Origin of the sequence: Streptomyces canus (assembly GCF_030816965.1) — a bacterium.
Classification (GTDB): domain Bacteria; phylum Actinomycetota; class Actinomycetes; order Streptomycetales; family Streptomycetaceae; genus Streptomyces; species Streptomyces canus_E.
This window is the reverse complement of sequence record NZ_JAUSYQ010000002.1, coordinates 1,771,950-1,788,228: the sequence shown is the minus strand read 5'-3', so window position 1 is coordinate 1,788,228 and position 16,279 is coordinate 1,771,950. Positions and strand designations below refer to the sequence as shown.

General features: G+C 71.1%; 18 protein-coding genes. 16 read left to right on the top strand and 2 right to left on the bottom strand.

Translation table 11 applies throughout. The annotated features are described in order from the left end of the window. The first annotated feature begins 56 nt into the window (after nt 1-56). From rpe to QF027_RS09200, 9 genes are all read left to right on the top strand, one after another. Nucleotides 57-743, top strand: coding sequence for a ribulose-phosphate 3-epimerase (rpe, locus tag QF027_RS09240; RefSeq protein WP_062045012.1), 687 nt, complete (start codon nt 57-59; stop codon nt 741-743). Nucleotides 744-821: 78 nt separating this feature from the next. Next, complete coding sequence (locus tag QF027_RS09235; protein WP_306984308.1) at nt 822-1,865, top strand: sugar-binding transcriptional regulator; 1,044 nt, start codon at nt 822-824, stop codon at nt 1,863-1,865. A 39-nt stretch (nt 1,866-1,904) separates the two neighbouring features. Next, on the top strand, nt 1,905-2,270 hold the full coding sequence (locus tag QF027_RS09230; protein WP_307082332.1) for a ribonuclease domain-containing protein: 366 nt from the start codon (nt 1,905-1,907) through the stop codon (nt 2,268-2,270). Then, entirely contained in the window at nt 2,267-2,581 is a 315-nt protein-coding gene (locus tag QF027_RS09225; protein WP_307073902.1) for a barstar family protein, read from the top strand. Before QF027_RS09230 ends, QF027_RS09225 begins: the two co-directional genes overlap by 4 nt. A 131-nt stretch (nt 2,582-2,712) precedes the next feature. Next, complete coding sequence (locus tag QF027_RS09220) at nt 2,713-4,155, top strand: GuaB1 family IMP dehydrogenase-related protein (RefSeq protein ID WP_306986764.1); 1,443 nt, start codon at nt 2,713-2,715, stop codon at nt 4,153-4,155. Between the two features lie 71 nt (nt 4,156-4,226). Continuing rightward, the gene (locus tag QF027_RS09215) at nt 4,227-4,742 is read left to right on the top strand and encodes a GNAT family N-acetyltransferase (RefSeq protein ID WP_307073900.1); all 516 of its coding nucleotides are present in this window, start codon (nt 4,227-4,229) and stop codon (nt 4,740-4,742) included. 15 nt (nt 4,743-4,757) lie between these two features. After that, entirely contained in the window at nt 4,758-5,138 is a 381-nt protein-coding gene (locus tag QF027_RS09210) for a hypothetical protein (protein ID WP_306984313.1), read from the top strand. A gap of 167 nt (nt 5,139-5,305) precedes the next feature. Next, nucleotides 5,306-6,772: an amino acid permease gene (locus QF027_RS09205; protein ID WP_307073899.1), complete on the top strand. Its 1,467-nt coding sequence runs from the start codon at nt 5,306-5,308 to the stop codon at nt 6,770-6,772. Between the two features lie 10 nt (nt 6,773-6,782). Beyond that, nucleotides 6,783-7,235: an Lrp/AsnC family transcriptional regulator gene (locus tag QF027_RS09200; RefSeq protein ID WP_007380661.1), complete on the top strand. Its 453-nt coding sequence runs from the start codon at nt 6,783-6,785 to the stop codon at nt 7,233-7,235. Here QF027_RS09200 and QF027_RS09195 read toward each other — a convergent pair. Then, on the bottom strand, nt 7,228-7,686 hold the full coding sequence (locus QF027_RS09195; protein ID WP_307073897.1) for a hypothetical protein: 459 nt from the start codon (nt 7,684-7,686) through the stop codon (nt 7,228-7,230). The genes QF027_RS09200 and QF027_RS09195 overlap by 8 nt on opposite strands. A gap of 10 nt (nt 7,687-7,696) precedes the next feature. After that, nucleotides 7,697-8,479: a GntR family transcriptional regulator gene (locus QF027_RS09190; RefSeq protein ID WP_306984322.1), complete on the bottom strand. Its 783-nt coding sequence runs from the start codon at nt 8,477-8,479 to the stop codon at nt 7,697-7,699. Nucleotides 8,480-8,693: 214 nt separating this feature from the next. On the opposite strand from QF027_RS09190, the gene QF027_RS09185 reads away from it, so the two are divergent. The 7 genes from QF027_RS09185 to QF027_RS09155 all read left to right on the top strand — a co-directional run bounded on the left by QF027_RS09185 (nt 8,694) and on the right by QF027_RS09155 (nt 16,244). Next, the gene (locus QF027_RS09185; RefSeq protein WP_307073895.1) at nt 8,694-9,839 is read left to right on the top strand and encodes an ABC transporter substrate-binding protein; all 1,146 of its coding nucleotides are present in this window, start codon (nt 8,694-8,696) and stop codon (nt 9,837-9,839) included. Continuing rightward, nucleotides 9,836-10,732, top strand: a complete 897-nt coding sequence (locus QF027_RS09180) for an ABC transporter permease (protein ID WP_307073893.1) — start codon at nt 9,836-9,838, stop codon at nt 10,730-10,732. Before QF027_RS09185 ends, QF027_RS09180 begins: the two co-directional genes overlap by 4 nt. Next, nucleotides 10,720-11,532, top strand: coding sequence for an ABC transporter permease (locus QF027_RS09175; RefSeq protein WP_306984328.1), 813 nt, complete (start codon nt 10,720-10,722; stop codon nt 11,530-11,532). The genes QF027_RS09180 and QF027_RS09175 overlap by 13 nt, the downstream gene beginning before the upstream one ends. 3 nt (nt 11,533-11,535) lie before the next feature. After that, nucleotides 11,536-12,585 (top strand): ABC transporter ATP-binding protein, encoded by a 1,050-nt coding sequence (locus QF027_RS09170; RefSeq protein WP_306984330.1) that lies wholly within the window; start codon nt 11,536-11,538, stop codon nt 12,583-12,585. Between the two features lie 20 nt (nt 12,586-12,605). Continuing rightward, a complete protein-coding gene (locus QF027_RS09165) occupies nt 12,606-14,012 on the top strand; it encodes an HAD-IA family hydrolase (RefSeq protein WP_307073891.1) in 1,407 nt (468 codons plus the stop codon). A gap of 105 nt (nt 14,013-14,117) precedes the next feature. Next, on the top strand, nt 14,118-15,338 hold the full coding sequence (locus tag QF027_RS09160; RefSeq protein ID WP_307073889.1) for an MFS transporter: 1,221 nt from the start codon (nt 14,118-14,120) through the stop codon (nt 15,336-15,338). A gap of 117 nt (nt 15,339-15,455) precedes the next feature. Beyond that, on the top strand, nt 15,456-16,244 hold the full coding sequence (locus QF027_RS09155; RefSeq protein ID WP_306984336.1) for a carbon-nitrogen hydrolase family protein: 789 nt from the start codon (nt 15,456-15,458) through the stop codon (nt 16,242-16,244). Nucleotides 16,245-16,279: the final 35 nt, after the last annotated feature.

The following is a 16,279-nucleotide window of genomic DNA, read 5'->3' as shown; positions in this document are numbered from 1 at the left end:
CGGCTTAGGTCTGGACCGGCGCGCCCCTTCGCGCCCCGGCATGGGAGGCTTGGGGCATGGCCGCGCAGATCAATCCCAGCATCCTGTCCGCCGACTTCGCCCGCCTCGCGGACGAGGCGAAGGCGGTTGAGGGAGCCGACTGGCTCCACGTAGACGTCATGGACAACCATTTCGTCCCGAACCTCACGCTCGGTGTGCCGGTCGTAGAGTCTCTGGCCCGTGCGACGGACACCCCGCTGGACTGCCATCTGATGATCGAGGCCCCCGATCGCTGGGCGCCCCAGTACGTAGAGGCGGGGGCTTCCTCCGTCACCTTCCATGTGGAGGCGGCCGCCGCTCCGGTCCGGCTCGCCCGGGAGATCCGGGCCAAGGGTGCACGGGCCTCCATGGCGCTGAAGCCCGCGACGCCCATCGAGCCGTACGAGGACCTGCTCCCCGAACTCGACATGCTGCTGATCATGACGGTCGAGCCCGGTTTCGGGGGACAGGCCTTCCTCGACATCATGCTCCCCAAGATTCGCCGGACCCGCGAGTTGATCAGCAAGCACGGGCTTGAGCTGTGGCTCCAGGTCGACGGTGGCGTCTCGGCCTCCACCATCGAGCGCTGCGCGGACGCGGGCGCCGATGTCTTCGTCGCCGGGTCCGCGGTGTACGGGGCGTCCGACCCGGCCGAGGCGGTACGTGTATTGCGCAATCAGGCGGAGGGGGCGACTGCCAAGGCTTCGTGGGCTTGCGACCACTGAGCCAAGGGAACATGAACGGCTTCGATCAGGGCTGATCAAGCGCGCCGGATCTGCAAGGATGAACGGCGAATCCAGAATGTGAACAGCAGTGAGGAGATCGCCGTGTCGGGTATGTCGGCTGGCCGGTCAGCCATGCGGATGGGACCCGCTGAGCTGGTGCAGGCGGCGGCCATGGCCCGCCGCTTCTACCTCGAGGGCAAGTCCAAGATCCAGATCGCGGAGGAGTTCGGCGTCAGCCGCTTCAAGGTGGCCCGGGTCCTGGAGACCGCCCTCGAACGGGATCTCGTACGCATCGAGATCCGCGTGCCGGCCGAGCTGGACGCCGAGCGCTCCGACGCGCTCCGCGCCCGCTACGGCCTCAGGCACGCCGTCGTGGTGGAGTCCCCGGCCGAGGCCCAGGACTCGCCGGACCCCGAGAACCTGGGAGAAGTGGCCGCCGACCTGCTCGGCGAACTGGTCGACGAGGGCGACATCCTGGGCCTGGCCTGGGGTCGTTCCACCATCCACATGGCGGCCGCCCTCAACCGGCTGCCACCGTGCACGGTGGTGCAGTTGACGGGGGTGTACGACGCCGGGACCGCCGAGCGCGGTTCGGTGGAGGCGGTGCGTCGGGCCGCCCAGGTGTCCGGCGGGGACGCCCACCCCATCTACGCGCCGATGCTGCTGCCGGACGCGGCCACCGCGGCCGCGTTGCGCAACCAGCCCGGGATCGCCCGGGCCTTCGAGTACTTCGACAAGGTCACGGTCGCCTGTGTCTCCATCGGTTCCTGGGAGCCGGGCATCTCGACGGTGCACGACATGCTCAGCGACGAGGAGCGCGGTCACTACGCCTCGCTCGGGGTCGCCGCCGAGATGTCCGCGCACCTCTTCGACTCCGAAGGGCGCCGGGTCGGGCGGGACCTGGGCGAGCGGTGCATCACCGTCAAGGCCGACCAGCTCCGCCGTATCCCCGAGGTCGTCGCGATCGCGGGCGGACAGCGCAAGGCGGCCGCGATCGACGCGGTGCTGCGGTCCGGACTCGTCACCAGCCTGGTGACGGACACCTCCGCCGCGGACTACCTGATGACGGCGGGGACGACGCCGAAGCCGGCGCTCAACAGGGCGGACCCGGACGGGCCCTGACGGAAGGTCATGAGGGGACGCCGTGGCAGCATCGAGCGCATGCTGCTGCGGTTCGTCTCCCGAGTGCTTCTGTGCGTACTGGTCCTGACGGGGTGTTCGGCCACCGACAGCGATCCCGCGCGGGGCGGCCTGGCCACCGTCCAGGAGTCGAAGCTCCCCGCCGAGGCCCGGCAGACACTCGAACTCGTCGACAGAGGCGGTCCGTTCCCGTACGCCAAGGACGGCTCGGTCTTCGGGAACTTCGAGCGGCTGCTGCCCGCGCACCAGCGCGGTTACTACCACGAATACACCGTCCCCACGCCGGGCTCGCGCGATCGCGGGGCCCGGCGCATCGTCACCGGACAGGGTGGGGAGATCTACTACACCGATGATCACTACGACTCGTTCAGGGCGGTACTGAGATGACGGCACGCGTGGTCACGCTGGACCTCGACGGGGTCGCGGACAAGGCGGGCCTGATGGACCGCTGCGTCCGGGACCTGCGGCTGCCGGACTGGTTCGGCCGCAACTGGGACGCGCTGGCCGACGTCCTCTCCGACCCGGGCCTGTGGTCCGAGGACGGCTCCGAGGACGCTGTCGAAGCGGAGACCGTCGTCGTCGTACGGAACTGGGACCGGTACGCCGGGGCGCGGCCGGAGGAGTGGGCGACCGCGCGCGAGGTGTTCGCGCAGGCGTCCGCGCTCACCGTGGCGCTCGCCCTTGGAGGTTCGTCCTAAGGCCCCTCCGGCCGGTCTGGACGATTCGCCCGTGGGTGCCAATCCGCCGGCATGGGAGAATGAAGTACGTGCTCTTTCCCCCTGGCTGACCTGTCCGGGGGCCACCTCTGATCGACTGGGATGTGCAGCACGTGCGTTTCCTCAACGACATCCAGCCCCCGTACGACCTGACGTACGACGACGTCTTCATGGTCCCGAGTCGCAGCGCCGTCGGCTCGCGGCAGGGCGTGGACCTCAGCTCCCCGGACGGCACGGGCACCACGATCCCGCTGGTCGTCGCCAACATGACCGCCATCGCCGGGCGTCGCATGGCGGAGACCATGGCCCGCCGCGGTGGCCTCGCGGTCATCCCGCAGGACATCCCGATCGAGGTCGTCACCGAGGTCGTCTCCTGGGTGAAGAGCCGCCACCACGTCCTGGACACCCCGATCGTGCTGGCCCCGCACCAGACCGTCGCCGACGCGCTGGCGCTGCTGCCGAAGCGTGCGCACAACGCCGGCGTGGTCGTCGACGAGGAGCAGCGGCCGGTCGGTGTCGTCACCGACCAGGACCTGACCGGGGTCGACCGTTTCACGCAGCTCACCGAAGTCATGTCGCGCGATCTGCTGCTCCTCGACGCGGACATCGACCCCCGTGAGGCCTTCAACCGCCTCGACGCGGCCAACCGCCGCTACGCCCCCGCGGTCGACCAGGACGGCCGCCTCGCCGGCATCCTCACCCGCAAGGGCGCCCTGCGGGCCACGCTGTACACCCCGGCCGTGGACGCCCGCGGCAGGCTGCGCATCGCCGCCGCCGTGGGCATCAACGGCGACTTCGCGGAGAAGGCCAAGCAGCTGCTCGACGCGGGCATCGACACACTCGTCATCGACACCGCGCACGGCCACCAGGAGTCGATGATCACCGCGATCAGGACGGTCCGGGCGCTCGACCCGCAGGTCCCGATCGTGGCCGGCAACATCGTGGCCGCCGAGGGTGTGCGGGACCTGGTCGAGGCGGGCGCGGACATCGTCAAGGTCGGTGTGGGGCCCGGCGCCATGTGCACCACCCGCATGATGACCGGCGTCGGCCGGCCGCAGTTCTCGGCGGTCCTGGAGTGCGCGGCCGAGGCGAGGAAGCACGGCAAGCACGTCTGGGCCGACGGCGGTGTCCGGCACCCGCGCGACGTCGCCATGGCGCTGGCAGCCGGCGCGTCCAACGTGATGGTCGGGTCCTGGTTCGCGGGCACCTACGAGTCGCCGGGCGACCTTCAGCAGGACGCCGGCGGACGGCTCTACAAGGAGTCCTTCGGCATGGCGTCCGCGCGGGCGGTGCTCAACCGTACGTCGGACGAGTCGGCGTACGACCGGGCCCGCAAGGCGCTGTTCGAGGAGGGCATCTCCACCTCCCGGATGTTCCTCGACCCGGCCCGCCCGGGCGTGGAGGACCTGATCGACTCGATCATCGCGGGCGTCCGCTCCTCCTGCACCTACGCCGGTGCCGGCTCCCTGGAGGAGTTCGCCGAGAAGGCGGTCGTCGGTATCCAGAGCGCGGCCGGCTACGCCGAGGGCAAGCCGCTGCACGCCAGCTGGAGCTGAGTCCGTCCGCTGTGCGGGGCCCCCGCTGAAAATCGGGGGCCGTTCGCCTTCCCGGTCCGTACGGTCGTCGTATGGAGATCAGCGTCTGCCGGAGCGGCGATGTCGCACTGCTCGACCGGTACATGGGATCGCCCGGAGCCACGTCCTTCCACGCCCGGCGGTTCGCGCGGCAGGAGGCGGGGGAGTGCACGTATCTCGTCGCCTGGCTGGAGGGGCGGCCCGTGGGGCACGCGGAGATGCGCTGGATCGGGTGTGCCGCCCCGGAGGTCACCCTGGACTGCCCCGAGATCGGCGGCCTCGCGGTCCGGCCCCGGGAACTGCGCTCCCAGGGGATCGGCACCGAGCTCATCCGGGCCGCCGAGGAACTGGCCCGCAAGCGGGGTCTGACGACCGTGGGCATCGGGGTCGGGCAGGACAACCCGCGCGCGGCGGCACTGTACGCACGGCTCGGCTACCGGCCGGTGACCGACTACCTGGACCGCTACTCGTACCGGGACCACGACGGCACGACCCGTGAGTGTGTCGACGCCTGCACGTTCCTCGTCCGAGCACTTTCGTCAGGCCACCTTGACGTCAAGCCTGCTTGACGGAAATCTGGGAGCATGACGACACCCGAGAGCATCGAGCCGCAGTACACCCTGCTGACCGCCGTCTCCCGGCTCGACGAGCTGCGCATGCGGGAGGCGATGGCCACGGACACCCCCGACCGGGCCGAACTGCTCGAACTCCTCGCACTGAGCGAGGTCGTGGCCCGCAAGGCGTCCTACGGCCGTCAGCTGACCGTGCGCGCGGCCCGCGAGGCCGGCGCCTCCTGGTCGCAGATCGGGGCCGCGATGGGAACCAGCAAACAGGCCGCGTGGGAGGCCCACACACGCTGGATCGACGCCCAGCGGGAGGCGTACGGCAAGCCCGGCCAGATGGGGTTCGACGAGTCGGACGTGGCTGAGGCGCGGGCCGTGGCGGGGGAGCCGGAGGACCGCTGACGAGGGCTGATCGGCACCCGGCAGGGGCACGCGCAACGAACGCCCGCCCATCGGCTCGGAACGCAACGATCTTGCGAGTGCGTGCAAGGTTGCTGCATTACGACTGTGACGTCCGGGCTCGTAGGGTGCTGCGCTGTACTCATCTGCAGCGACGAAGGAGTCAGCGCGTGCTCGACCAAGGTGCACCCACGCACCACCGCACCCAAGAAGCCCCCACGTCCCCGGGGCTCGGCGCGCGCCTCATGCGGCGCAAACCCGTGGAACGCCTGGTCGCGGAGGGCGGCCAGGGCGAGGGAGGGGCCCTGAGGCGCTCCCTCGGACTGTGGCAGCTGACGATGATCAGCATCGGCGCCACCCTGGGCACCGGCATTTTCGTCGTGCTGGGCGAGGCCGTGCCGAAGGCAGGTCCCGCCGTCACCCTCTCCTTCGTGATCGCCGGCCTCACCGCCCTCTTCTCGGCCCTCTCCTACGCCGAGCTCGCGGGCACCATCCCGGTCGCCGGGTCCTCGTACTCGTACGCGTACGCAACGATGGGCGAACTGATCGCCTGGATCTGCGGCTGGTGCCTGGTCCTGGAGTACGGCGTCTCGGTCGCGGCCGTGGCCGTCGGCTGGGGCGAATACCTGAACGAGCTCCTCGATGGGACCATCGGCGTCACCATCCCGGACGCGCTGTCCGCCCCGCCCGGCGACGGCGGCGTCTTCAACCTCCCGGCGCTGATCGTCGTCCTCCTCGCCATGGCCTTCCTGCTGGGCGGGGCCCGCGAGTCCGCCCGCGCCAACACCGTCATGGTCGTCGTGAAGATCGCCGCGCTGGTGCTGTTCTGCGCGATCGGAATCCAGGGCTTCCGCTCCGGCAACTACGAGCACTTCATGCCGCTCGGCATGGCGGGGGTCAGCGCGGCCGGTGCCACGCTCTTCTTCTCGTACATCGGCTTCGACGCCGCCTCCACGGCCGGTGAGGAGGCGAAGAACGCCCAGCGCGACCTGCCCCGCGCGATCATGCTGTCGCTGGTCATCGTGACCGCGCTGTACGTGCTGGTCGCCGCCGTCGCGGTCGGCGCGAAGCCCTGGCAGCACTTCAACGACTCCGAGGCCGCCCTCGCCCAGATCATGCGCGAGGTCACCGGGCAGAGCTTCTGGGGCACCCTGCTGGCGTTCTGCGCGGTCATCGCCATCGCGAGCGTCGTCCTGACCGTGCTCTACGGCCAGACCCGCATTCTCTTCGCGATGTCCCGGGACGGACTCGCGCCGAAGGTGTTCGCCCGGGTCCACCCGAAGACCGGCGCGCCCCGGGCGAACACGGTGATCGTGTCCCTGTTCTGCGGGGTGCTTGCGGCCGTCATCCCCCTCGGCCAGCTCGCGGACGCCACCAGCATCGGCACGCTCTTCGCCTTCGCCCTGGTCAACATCGCCGTCGTGGTGCTGCGCCGGACCCGCCCCGACATGCCCCGCACCTTCCGCGTCCCGCTCTCGCCGGTCTTCCCGGCCCTGGGCTTCGCCTTCTGCGTCTGGATGATGGGCAGCCTGTCCACCGTCACCTGGGTGGTCTTCGGGGTCTGGATGGCCGTCGGGCTCGTGTTCTACTTCCTGTACGGCCATCGCCGTTCCCGACTCGCAACACCCGAAGGCTGATCCACCCACCGTGCTGAACGATCTCGACGAACGCATCGTGCACGCCCTCGCCGAGGACGCCCGCCGCTCCTACGCGGACATCGGGCAGATCGTCGGTCTGTCCGCGCCCGCCGTGAAGCGCCGCGTGGACCGGCTGCGCGCCACCGGGGCCATCACCGGATTCACCGTACGGGTGGACCCGGCGGCCCTCGGCTGGGAGACCGAGGGGTTCGTCGAGATCTACTGCCGGCGCAACACCTCCCCGGAGACCATCCAGCGGGGTCTGGAGCGCTACCAGGAGGTGGTGGCGGCCTCCACCGTCACCGGAGAGGCCGACGCGGTCGTCCAGGTCTTCGCCTCCGACATGCGGCACTTCGAACGGGTCCTGGAGCGGATCGCGGGGGAGCCGTTCGTGGAGCGCACCAAGTCGGTCCTGGTCCTCTCCCCGTTGCTGCGCCGCTTCTCCTCGGGCTCGCCTACCTGACCTGCTCGGCACGACGCCGGACCGCCGCCAGCAGCCGCCCGGTGAGCAGGGCGTGTGCGCCCGTGCCGATGACCAGCAGCCGGTAGAGGGCACCGCCGGGCCCGGGGAACCGTGCCCGGGTCTCGGCCCGCAGCCGGGTGCGTCCTGGGGTGGCCTCCTCCAGGCGGAAGACCAGGGCGTACGTCGAGAAGTGGTGCCGTCCGACGAGGACCAGCTCCCGTCCCGGGACCGCGCCGGCCACCCGGAACCCGGGAAAGGCCGACCCCGCGGCGAGGGGCCGGGGTCCGGACGCCGTGCGGTCGGCGACGCCGACGAGGCGGGCGTAGCCGGTGGAGCGGGGTCGGCCGAAGGACTGTTCCAGGGTCTCGCCGAGCGCGTGCCAGACGGCACCGCCTTCGGCCGCGACCACGGTCATGTGCTCGTCGATCCGGGGCAACGCGGCGATGTTCACCGGAACCTCCCTAGGGGGTGGTGGTGCGGCTTCTGAGGCCGCGTTCCACGCTCTGATCCGCCGTCTTCCGCGCCAGCGTGTTGTTGCCGATCGAGTTGTGCACGCTGAAGCTCACCGCATCCGAACGATAGCGGTCGTCCGACCACTCGACCGGGCGTCCTTCACGGGTGGTGGTCACCCGGCGGACCCTCAGGAGCGGGCTCGTGCGGCGGACTTCCAGCAGGTCCGCGTCCTGCGCCCCCGCCGCCACCGCGTCGATGACGTGTTCCCCGTAAGCGAAGACCAACCCCGTGTCGTCGTACAGGCGTTGGGTGACCGAGGGGCACTCGGGCTCGATGGACTCGACGGTCGGGGAGATCCAGTCGGCGTACACCGTCCGCTCCAGCAACACCGGTTCGCCGTCCAGCCCGCGCACCCGCAGGACATGCAACACCGGTGTGCCCGTGGCCAGTTGGAGACGCACCGAGTCCTCCTTCGTGGCCGGCCTGTACTCCTGTGCCACCACCCGGCCGGTCGCCGCACGGCCCATCGCCCGGGCCCATTCGGCGAAGCTCCTGAGCTCCGCGAAGCTCTGGCTGCGGCGGCTGGCCAGGACCACGCGACGGGCCCCCTGTCGGGAGCCGATCAGACCCTCGGTGGTCAGCGTCGCGACCGCCTGGCGGACCGTCCCGCGTGAGACGCCGTAGTGCGCCGCGAGCTCCGTCTCGGCGGGCAGCAGACTGCCGACGGTGTACTCCTCGCGGTCGATCGCCCGACGCAGTTCGTCGGCGATCTCCTCGTGTCGCGCCCCCATGCTTCCCCTCTGAGTCGGTCTCTGTGCACAGAGTGACCAGGGTAGTCGACATCCCGAGGGCGATGGAGAGGGCTCAGATTGTGCGGGAACTCGGGGTCAGCGTTTCGCCAGTGTTTACCGGCGCGACACCAGCGGCAGCCTTACTGAGGCCAACTTGTTCAGACAAGTGATTCCCCTTTGGCTCCTGCACCCTCGCGCGTCCCCTGGAGAAGCCGTGACCGTGTCCCTGCCGAGAACAGCCGCCCTCGGTGTCCTCGCCGCCCTCGCTCTGAGCGCGTGCGGCGCCGCCCCCGACACCGCGTCGACCACCGCCGACGGCAAGAACGCCGCCACCGCCACCTCAGCCGCCGACTTCGGCGGTATGGACAAGCTGGTCGCCGCGGCGAAGAAGGAGGGCACGCTCAACGCCATCGCACTGCCCCGCGACTGGGCCAACTACGGTGCCCTCATCGACGGCTTCCAGAAGAAGTACGGCATCAAGATCTCCGTCGAGAACCCCGACGGCACCAGCCAGGACGAGATCAACGCCGTGACCTCGCGCAAGGGGCAGACCCGGGCGCCCGACGTCCTCGACCTCGGCAGCTCCTTCGCCCTCAGCGCCGCCCAGCAGGGCCTGCTCGCGCCGTACAAGGTGGCGTCGTACGGCGACATCCCCACCGGGCAGAAGGACCCGCAGGCCCGCTGGTACAACGACTACGGCGGCTACATCTCCATCGGCTGCGACGCCAAGCGGGTCAAGACCTGCCCCACCACCTTCGCCGACCTGCTCAAGCCGCAGTACAAGGGCCAGGTCGCCCTCAACGGCAACCCCACCAAGTCCGGTTCGGCCTTCGGCGGCGTCTACGCGGCCTCGCTCGCGAGCGGCGGCTCCTTCGACGACATCCAGCCCGGCCTCGACTTCTTCGCCAAGATCAAGAAGAACGGCAACTACACACCCGTCGAGTCGACCCCGGCCACCGTCGAGAAGGGCGAGACGCCGATCAGCATCGACTGGGACTACCTGAACGCCGGGTACGCCGACGAGTTCAAGTCCAAGGGCGTCGACTGGAAGGTGTCGGTGCCGAGCGACGGCCAGTTCTCGCAGTACTACTCCCAGGCCGTCAACAAGGACGCCCCGCACCCCGCGGCCGCCCGCCTGTGGCAGGAGTACCTCTACAGCACCGAGGGCCAGAACCTGTGGCTCAAGGGATACGCCCGCCCGGCCCTGATGACCGCCATGGAGAAGGCCGGCACCCTCGACAAGACGGCCGCCGCCAAGCTGCCCCAGGTCACCGGCACCCCGTCCTTCCCGACCGAGGCCCAGCAGGACAAGGCCAAGACGGTCCTCGGACAGGGCTGGGCGAAGGCCGTCTCCGGATGACGGCCACCGCCGTACGGGTGGACACGGCGCCCGCCGCTCAGGTGAAGCGGCGGCGCCCGTCCCTCGGCTGGATCGCCGTCGTCCCGCTGCTCGCGTTCGTCGCGGTCGCCTTCGGGCTGCCCGCGATCGCCATGCTGGACGGCGCGTTCACCGCCAAGGACCCTGCCACCGGGGCGACTTCGTACACTGTCGACAACCTGACGGCCTCCCTCAAGGGCGCGTATCTCACCGCGCTGCTCGGCAGCGTGAAGCTGTCGGCCGTGTCCGCCGCCCTGGCCACTCTCTTCGGTCTGCCGCTGGCCCAGGCCGTGGTGTCCTCCCGCTTCCGTGCGCTGCGCGAGGCCGTGCTCACCGCGTCCGGAGTCCTCGCCAACTTCGGCGGAGTCCCGCTGGCCTTCGCCTTCGTCGCCACGCTCGGCAACGCCGGCGTACTGACCCGGGATCTGGACCTCACGGACAAGGGCTGGGACCTCTACAGCTTCTGGGGCCTCGTCATCGTCTACCTGTACTTCCTGATCCCTCTCATGGTGCTCACGATCACGCCCGCCCTGGACGGACTGCGCACCCAGTGGCGCGAGGCGGCGCAGAACAACGGGGCGACGGGCGTGCAGTACTGGCGTTTTGTCGCCCTGCCCGTCCTGCTGCCCACACTTCTCGGCGGGTTCGTGCTGCTCTTCGGCAGCGCCTTCGCCGCCTACGCCACCGCCGCCGCGATGGTGGGCAGCTCCATCCCTCTGGTCACCCTCCAGATCGCCGACGCGATCTCCGGCAACGTGCTCGTCGGCCAGGAGAACGTGGCGCTCGCCCTCAGCCTCGACATGGTCCTGGTCGCAGGCCTGGTCATGGCCGTGTACCTGCCCCTGCAGCGGAGGAGCGCGCGATGGCTCGCCTGAACCTGTGGCGGTGGGGCGTGCTCGGCCTCGCCGGGCTGTACTTCCTGGTGCCGCTCGCCGCGTCCGTCGTCTTCACCGTCGACGTACCCGGCCAGGGCATCACCTTCGACGCGTACACACAGATCCTCTCCACCGACGGGTTCGTCTCCAGCCTGCTGCTCTCGCTGGAGCTGGCCCTCGCCACCATCGCCGTCGTCCTGCTGCTGATGGTGCCCGCGATGGTCGCGCTGCGGCTCGGCGCCCCCCGGCTCAGGCCGCTCGTCGAGGTGGTGTGCTCGCTGCCGCTCGTCGTCCCGCCGATCGCGTTCGTCGCCGGCCTCGGCACGGTCCTCAAGTGGGGGCCCGACCACCTCTCCCGCACCCCGCTCTTCGAGACCTTCGTAGCGATCCAGAACCCCGACTTCCCCTTCGTCCTGGTCCTGGCCTACGTCGTGATGGCCCTGCCGTTCGTCTACCGGGCACTGGACGCCGGGCTCCGCGCCGTCGACGTCCGCACCCTTGTGGAGGCCGCCCGCAGCTGCGGGGCCGGCTGGCCGCAGGCCCTCGTCCAGGCCGTACTGCCCAATCTGCGCGGCGCCCTGCTCAACGCCTCCTTCCTCACGCTGGCCCTGGTGCTCGGCGAGTTCACCGTGGCCCGGCTCCTGGGCTTCACGCCCTTCGCCGTGTGGATCGTCAACGTCAGCGGCTCGCAGGCCCAGTTGTCCGTCGCCGTGTCCGTGCTCAGCCTGCTCGTGACGTGGGTGCTGCTCCTCGTCCTGGCCGGCTTCGGCGGCCGTACCCGTACTACTTCCCGGGGATGATCCATGCTTGAAACAGCGGCAACCGTCGAATTCCGGGGGATCAGGCGGGAGTTCGGCCCGACCCTCGCCCTCGACGGCCTTGACCTGACCGTCCGGCCCGGTGAGCTCGTCGCCCTGCTCGGCCCGTCCGGCTGCGGCAAGACCACCGCGCTCAGAATGCTCGCCGGCTTCGAACACCCCGACTCAGGGGAAGTGCTGGTGGACGGCGAGGACGTGACCCGGGTCCCGGCCCACCGCCGGGACGCCGGGATGGTCTTCCAGTCGTACAGCCTCTTCCCGCATCTCCACGCGCTCGACAACGTGGCCTTCGGACTGCGGATGCGCAAGGTCCGGACGGCCGAACGACGGTCCAGGGCCGCCGAGTTGCTGGAACTGGTCGGGCTCGCCGAGAAGGGCGGGCGGTTCCCGCACCAGCTCTCCGGCGGTCAGCAGCAGCGCGTCGCGCTCGCCCGGGCGCTCGCCCTGCGCCCGCGCGTGCTGCTGCTCGACGAGCCGTTGTCGGCGCTGGACGCCAAGGTGCGGCTCACCCTGCGCGAGGAGATCCGGCGGCTCCAGCAGGAGCTGGGCATCACCACCCTGTTCGTCACCCACGACCAGGAGGAGGCCCTGTCCATGGCGGACCGGGTCGCCGTGATGCACGCCGGGAAGCTCGAACAGTGCGCGGCGCCGAGCGAGTTGTACGCCCGCCCCGCCACCGCCTTCGTCGCCGAGTTCGTCGGCACGATGAGCCGGATCCCGGGACGCCTCGCCGACGGCACGGTCGACGTGCTCGGGCAGCGGCTGCCGGTCGACGGCCCGGTACCGTCCGCGACCGAGATCGACGTGCTGGTGCGGCCGGAGGCCGTGCGGGTACGGGCCGAGCCCGACGGGAAGTCCCGCGTGGTCGCCACGTCCTTCCTGGGCGCGGCCGTCCGTGTCACCGTCCGGCTCGCCGACGGCACCGCCGTGAAGGCCGATCTGCCCGCGCACGTGGCCGCCGAGCTCACAGCGGGTGCCGCGGTGAGTGTGTCGCTGCCGGAACGGCCGGTGCTCGTGGCCGAACGTACCTCCTGATCTTCCAGAAAGAGGCACTTGTGAACCGACTCCCGCTCCAGGCCGTCCTGTTCGACATGGACGGCACGCTCGTCGACACCGAGCGGCTGTGGTGGGAGGCGGTGGAGCAGGTCGCCGGACGGTCCCTGACCGAGGCCGACCGGCCCGAGGTGCTCGGCCGCCCGGTCGAGTACACGGCCGCCTGGCTGGCCGCGATCACGGGCACGGTGGCCGCGGACCTCGCCGACACCCTCCACCGGGAGTTCGCGGACCGCGTCCGCACCGGCATCGTGCCCCGCCCCGGCGCCCTCGCCCTGCTCGACGCCCTGGCCCGCGAGGGCGTCCCCACGGCTCTGGTGACCGCGTCCCCCCGGGCCGTCGCCGACACCGTGCTCGACGCGCTGGGCACCGATCGCTTCGCGGTCTCCGTCACCGCCGACGACACGCCACACACCAAGCCGGCCCCCGACCCCTACCTCGCCGCGTGCCGGGCGCTCGGCGTCGATCCGGCGGTCTGCGTGGCGGTGGAGGACACGGAGACCGGCGTCGCCTCGGCGGAAGCGGCCGGCTGCGCGGTGCTCGCGGTGCCCTCGCTCGCCCCCATAGAGGCCGCACCCGGCCGGACCGTACTGGCCAGCCTGGAGGGCGTCACCGTCGACAGGCTGCGCGCCCTGCTGCCGTACCGGCTCCGCGTGATGACCTGGAACCTCTGGTACGGCGGCACCAAGGTCCGCGACCACCGGGCCAAGCAGCTCAAGGTCATCGCGGAGACCGACGTGGACGTGGTCGGGCTCCAGGAGACGTACGGCGCCGCCGCCGAGGAGCTCGCCGAGGCGCTCGGCTGGCACCACCACAGCGCGGGACCGAACCTCGGCATCATCAGCCGGCTCCCGATCACGGCCGTGCTGGGCGACCCGGACGTCGGTTTCTACGGGGCCGCCGGGGCCCGGATCGCCGTAGGGGATCAGGAGGTCGAGGTCTGGACGGCCCACCTCGACGCCGAGCACTACGGGCCCTATCAGTCCGAGCCGCTCGCCCATGAGGAGGTGCGGACCGGGCAGATGCGGGACACTCTGCGCCGGATCTCGGGCGCGGCGCCCGTCGTCCTCGCCGGCGACTTCAACAGCCCCTCGCACCTGGACCGGCCGGGCGTCGAGTGGCCGGTGACCAAGGCGGCGGAGGAGGCGGGATTCGGGGACTCCTTCCGGCAGGCCCGTCCCGATGCCGTACGCGACCCGGGCCACACCTGGTCGCCGGTGCACGCGCACCCGGAGCCGCAGGACCGGATCGACTTCGTCCTCCACCGCGGTCTGCGGGTTCTGCACTCCCGGACGTACGTCAGCGGCACCCCGCGGACCTGGCCGGACGTCGAGGACAACGACTGGCCGTCCGACCACGCCGCGGTGATCAGCACATTTTCGCTGGGCAGCGGGCCCGGGACTGTCTAACATCGGTGCCATGACCTGGCGACATTGATCCACCAGCCGTGCCTCCCGAGGGCCGCCTCGGACGCCGTACCGACGACGTCCGAACCGCCCTTCCGGGAAGGCCTCATGACACTCTCACCCGCACGTGTGCCCGCGACCGGCGTCCGCCGGCTGACGACCACGCTGTACGGCTACGCGTTCCTCGACGACCTCGTCCTGCTCTACCCGGTGTACGCGCTGCTGTTCGCCGACACCGGCCTGCCGCTCTGGCAGATCTCCTCGCTGTTCGCCCTGTGGTCGGTCACGGCCCTCGTCCTCGAGGTGCCCTCCGGCGCCTGGGCCGACACCGTCTCGCGACGCAGGCTGCTGTGGATCGGCCCGCTGCTCACGGCCGTCGGCTTCACGCTGTGGGTGAGCGTCCCGTCGTACGGGGCCTTCGCGGTGGGCTTCATGCTGTGGGGTGCCGGAGGCGCGCTCGGGTCCGGAGCGCTGGAAGCCCTCGTGTACGACGAGCTGGAGCGGCTCGGGGCCGCCGAGCGGTACGCGCGTGTGATGGGGCGGACCCGGGCGGCCCGGTTGCTGGCCACGGTCGTGGCGATGGGTCTCGCCGGACCGGTCCTCGCGCTGGGCGGTTACGAGGCCGTGGGCGCGGCCAGTGTCCTGGCCTGTCTGCTGGCCGCGGTGACGGCGACGCGGCTGCCGGAACACCGGGTACCGGCCGGGAAGGGGAGCACGCGCTGGGCGGCGACCCTGCGGGCCGGGGTCGCCGACGCCCGTGGGGACCGGACCGTCCGGGCCGCCCTGCTGCTCGTCCCGGCCGTCGCCGCGGTGTGGGGCGCGCTCGACGAGTACGTCTCGCTGCTGATCCGCGACCTCGGTGTGGCCGACGCGACCGTGCCCTGGCTGGTCCTGCTGGTCTGGGCGATCGTCACCGTCGGCAGCCTGTTCGCCGGGCCGGCCGAGCGCCTCGGCACCCGGGGCCTCGCCGCCCTGATCGCGGGCGCCGCACTCGCCCTGGCCGTGGGCGCCGGGGCCCGCACCCCCGCCGGCATCGTCCTCGTGGGCCTCGCCTTCGCGGGCTTCCAGCTGGCCGAGGTGCTCGCCGACGTCCGGCTCCAGCACCGCATCGACGACGCCCGCCGGGCCACGCTGACCTCGGTGGCGAGCCTGGGCACGGAACTGGTCACGGTCGCCGTGTTCGGTGTGTACACCCTGCTCGGGGCGTCCCTGGCGCACAGCACGGTGTTCGTGATCCTCTCGGTGCCGTACCTCGTGACGGCGCTGGTGCTGGGCCGGGGCGGCGGCGCGCGCAACGAATCGCCGGGGGACCGCCCGCGCACGCAATGAAACGCTTACCGGCGCGCAACGGCTCCTCCTTGTCCGCCCTGGTGAGCCGCCCGTACCGTCTAGGTGGCCCCTCTCTGTGGCCCCCACAACCACCTTCCGCCCCGGTGAGGATCACGCATGCGCACCGCCCTGCTCCAGAGCTCCGGCCGCCCCGGCTCCGTCGAGGGGAACCTCAAGGTCCTCGACGAGGCCGCGGGGCGGGCCGCCGCCGCGGGCGCCGCGCTGCTGGCCGCGCCGGAGATGTTCCTCACCGGGTACGCGATCGGCGACGACATCGCCCGCCTCGCCGAACCGGCCGACGGCGATTCGGCGGACACGGTCGCGGAGATCGCCGAGCGGTACGGGATCGCGATCGCGTACGGCTATCCCGAACGCGTCTCCCACGCGGTCCACAACTCCGCCCAGCTGATCTCCGCCGACGGTGTCCGTCTCGCGAACTACCGCAAGACCCACCTCTTCGGCTGCTTCGAACGCGACCACTTCGAGCCCGGTGAACAGCCGGTGATCCAGGCGGAGCTGGGCGGTCTCACCGTCGGCCTCATGATCTGCTACGACGTCGAGTTCCCGGAGAACGTCCGCGCCCACGCCCTCGCCGGCACCGACCTCCTCCTGGTGCCGACGGCCCAGATGCACCCGTTCCAGTTCGTCGCCGAGTCCCTCGTGCCGGTGCGCGCCTGGGAGAGCCAGATGTACGTCGCCTACGTCAACCGGGTCGGCCAGGAGGGGGAGTTCGAGTTCGTCGGGCTCTCCACGCTGGCCGGCCCCGACGGGGTGGCCCGGGCCCGCGCCGGACACGGCGAGGAGCTGGTGTTCGCCGATGCCGACCCCGTCCTGCTGGCCGCCTCCCGTGCGGCGAACCCGTATCTGACGGACCGCCGGCCCGGCCTGTACGGGTCCCTCGTCTGACGCCTGACGTCTGAACCACCCCCATCGCTTCAAGG